2 protein-coding genes and 1 pseudogene are annotated in these 3295 nt (G+C 68.2%); all 3 read left to right on the top strand.

The features are described from left to right. Positions 1-249 precede the first annotated feature (249 nt). Positions 250-696, top strand: coding sequence for a multidrug efflux RND transporter inhibitory subunit MexG (gene mexG / locus FFS27_RS30710; RefSeq protein WP_003093607.1), 447 nt, complete (start codon positions 250-252; stop codon positions 694-696). Between the two features lie 7 nt (positions 697-703). Next, the gene (gene mexH, locus FFS27_RS30705) at positions 704-1816 is read left to right on the top strand and encodes a multidrug efflux RND transporter periplasmic adaptor MexH (RefSeq protein WP_003093609.1); all 1113 of its coding nucleotides are present in this window, start codon (positions 704-706) and stop codon (positions 1814-1816) included. A gap of 12 nt (positions 1817-1828) precedes the next feature. Further along, a pseudogene (gene mexI / locus FFS27_RS30700) lies at positions 1829-3295 on the top strand (multidrug efflux RND transporter permease MexI); the annotation flags it as partial.

The raw sequence follows: 3295 nt of genomic DNA, 5'->3' as shown, positions 1-3295 counted from the left end.
GCCCCTCCCCCAATAGTCCCCGCGACCAATCGTCAGCCCCTCATCCCACCGTCCCGCGACACCAACGAATCCACCTTAAACCCACGCCCAGCAAGGCCTATAGCGCTAATCACAGACGCCCTTGACCTCAACTTAACTTGAGGTTTTATAGTCCCCGCTGCGGTCATACCGCCCCGTTTCCCCAGGACCACGAACCGCCCCCACGGCCGCTTCGCGGCGCCGGATGGCGACCAGCACAAGGAACGACCCATGCAGCGCTTCATCGATAACTCGCTCGAAAGCAACTGGCTCTGGCTGACCGCCCGGATCTGCCTGGCCCTGATGTTCGTCGCCTCGGGACTGGCGAAGCTGTTCGACTATCAGGCCAGCCTGGAGGAAATGCGCGCCGCCGGCCTGGAGCCGGCCTGGCTGTTCAACATCGCCACCGCCGTGACCCTGCTGGCCGGCTCCGCGCTGGTCCTGCTGGACCGCAAGCTATGGCTCGGCGCCGGGGCGCTGGCGGTGTTCCTGCTGCTGACCATCCTCATCGTCCACACCTTCTGGAGCAAGACCGGCGTCGAAGCCAAGCTGGCGATGTTCTTCGCCCTCGAGCACATCGCGGTGATCGGCGGCCTGATCGCCACGGCCATCGCCAGCGCGCAACGCCAGCGGCTGCGCCAGGACGTCTCCGTGGCCGCCACCTACCAGAAGGCCTGAGGCGATCATGCAGAAACCCGTCCTGATCGCCAGTGCCGCGCTCATCTGCGCGGCGGTTATCGGCATCGCCGTCTACGCCACCGGCTCGGCGAAGAAAGACGCCGGCGGTTTCGCCGGCTACCCGCCGGTGAAGGTCGCCCTCGCCTCGGTGGAGCGGCGGGTGGTGCCGCGCGTCTTCGATGGCGTCGGCGAGCTGGAGGCCGGTCGCCAGGTCCAGGTGGCCGCCGAAGCGGCAGGACGGATCACCCGCATCGCCTTCGAATCGGGCCAGCAGGTGCAGCAAGGGCAGTTGCTGGTGCAACTCAACGACGCGGTGGAACAGGCCGAGCTGATCCGTCTCAAGGCGCAGTTGCGCAATGCCGAGATCCTCCATGCCCGTGCGCGCAAGCTGGTAGAGCGCAACGTCGCCTCGCAGGAACAGCTGGACAACGCCGTCGCCGCCCGCGACATGGCGCTCGGCGCGGTGCGCCAGACCCAGGCGCTGATCGACCAGAAGGCGATCCGCGCGCCCTTCTCCGGCCAGCTCGGCATCCGCCGCGTGCACCTCGGCCAGTACCTCGGCGTCGCCGAGCCGGTGGCCAGCCTGGTGGATGCGCGGACCCTGAAAAGCAATTTCTCCCTGGACGAAAGCACCAGCCCCGAGCTGAAGCTCGGCCAGCCCCTCGAGGTCCTGGTCGACGCCTATCCGGGGCGCAGCTTCCCGGCGCGCATCAGCGCCATCGACCCGCTGATCGGCAAGTCGCGCACGGTGCAGGTCCAGGCCTTGCTGGACAACCCCGAAGGCCTGCTCGCCGCCGGCATGTTCGCCAGCATCCGGGTCTCGCGCAAAGCCGACGCGCCGTCGCTGAGCGTGCCGGAAACCGCGGTCACCTATACCGCCTACGGCGACACCGTGTTCGTCGCCCACCAGGAAGGCGACCGGCCGCTCAGCGCCAAGCGCGTCTCGGTGCGGATCGGCGAGCGCTGGGACGGTCGCGTGGAAATCCTCCAGGGCCTCGCCGAGGGCGACCGGGTAGTGACTTCCGGGCAGATCAACCTGAGCGACGGGATGGCCGTGGAACCGGTCAAGGAAGACACCCTGAGCAGCGCCGCGCCCCCCGTGCCGGTCGCCGGCCGCTGAAGGAACCCCGCGATGACCTTTACCGACCTGTTCGTCCGCCGGCCGGTGCTGGCGCTGGTGGTCAGCACGCTGATCCTGCTGCTCGGCCTGTTCTCCCTGGGCAAGCTGCCGATCCGCCAGTACCCGCTGCTGGAAAGCTCGACCATCACCGTCACCACCGAGTACCCCGGCGCCTCCGCCGATCTCATGCAGGGCTTCGTCACCCAGCCGATCGCCCAGGCGGTGTCGTCGGTGGAGGGCATCGACTACCTTTCCTCGACCTCGGTGCAGGGGCGTAGCGTGGTGACCATCCGCATGCTGCTCAACCGCGATTCGACCCAGGCGATGACCGAGACCATGGCCAAGGTCAACTCGGTGCGCTACAAGCTGCCCGAGCGTGCCTACGACTCGGTGATCGAACGCTCTTCCGGCGAGACCACCGCGGTAGCCTACGTCGGCTTTTCCAGCAAGACCCTGCCGATCCCGGCGTTGACCGACTACCTGTCGCGGGTGGTCGAGCCGATGTTCTCTTCCATCGACGGCGTGGCCAAGGTCCAGACCTTTGGCGGCCAGCGCCTGGCCATGCGCCTCTGGCTCGACGCCGACCGCCTCGCCGGGCGCGGCCTGACCGCCTCCGACGTGGCCGAGGCGATCCGCCGCAACAACTACCAGGCGGCGCCGGGGATGGTGAAGGGGCAGTACGTGCTGTCCAACGTGCGGGTCAACACCGACCTGACCAACGTCGACGACTTCCGCGAGATGGTCATCCGCAACGATGGCAACGGCCTGGTGCGCCTGCGCGACGTCGGTACCGTCGAACTGGGCGCCGCGGCCACCGAGACCAGCGCACTGATGGACGGCGACCCGGCGGTGCACCTGGGGTTGTTCCCGACGCCCACCGGCAACCCGCTGGTGATCGTCGACGGCATCCGCAAGCTGCTGCCGGAGATCCAGAAGACCCTGCCGCCGGATGTCCGCGTCGACCTCGCCTACGAGACTTCGCGCTTCATCCAGGCCTCCATCGACGAGGTGGTGCGGACCCTGGTGGAAGCGCTGCTGATCGTGGTGCTGGTGATCTACCTCTGCCTCGGCTCGCTGCGCAGCGTGCTGATCCCGGTGGCGACCATTCCCCTGTCGATGCTCGGCGCCGCCGCGCTGATGCTGGCCTTCGGCTTCAGCGTCAACCTGCTGACCCTGCTGGCGATGGTGCTGGCCATCGGGCTGGTGGTGGACGACGCCATCGTGGTGGTGGAGAACGTCCACCGCCACATCGAGGAAGGCAAGTCGCCGGTGGCGGCGGCGCTGATCGGCGCCCGCGAAGTGGCCGGCCCGGTGATCGCCATGACCATCACCCTGGCCGCCGTGTACACCCCCATCGGCCTGATGGGCGGCCTCACCGGCGCGCTGTTCCGCGAGTTCGCCCTGACCCTGGCGGGCGCGGTGATCGTGTCCGGGGTGGTGGCGCTGACCCTGTCGCCGGTGATGAGTTCGCTGCTGCTC

Origin of the sequence: Pseudomonas sp. 2VD, assembly GCF_005503585.1 — a bacterium.
Taxonomy (GTDB): domain Bacteria; phylum Pseudomonadota; class Gammaproteobacteria; order Pseudomonadales; family Pseudomonadaceae; genus Pseudomonas; species Pseudomonas aeruginosa.
Note: the sequence above shows the minus strand (reverse complement) of the source record. Positions and strands in the feature narration are given on the sequence as shown.

What these genes read in the sequence shown, in the direction of transcription:
- mexH (WP_003093609.1), top strand. Translation starts at nt 704, where the DNA reads ATGCAGAAACCCGTCCTGATCGCCAGTGCCGCGCTCATCTGCGCGGCG.
- mexG (WP_003093607.1), top strand. Translation starts at nt 250, where the DNA reads ATGCAGCGCTTCATCGATAACTCGCTCGAAAGCAACTGGCTCTGGCTG.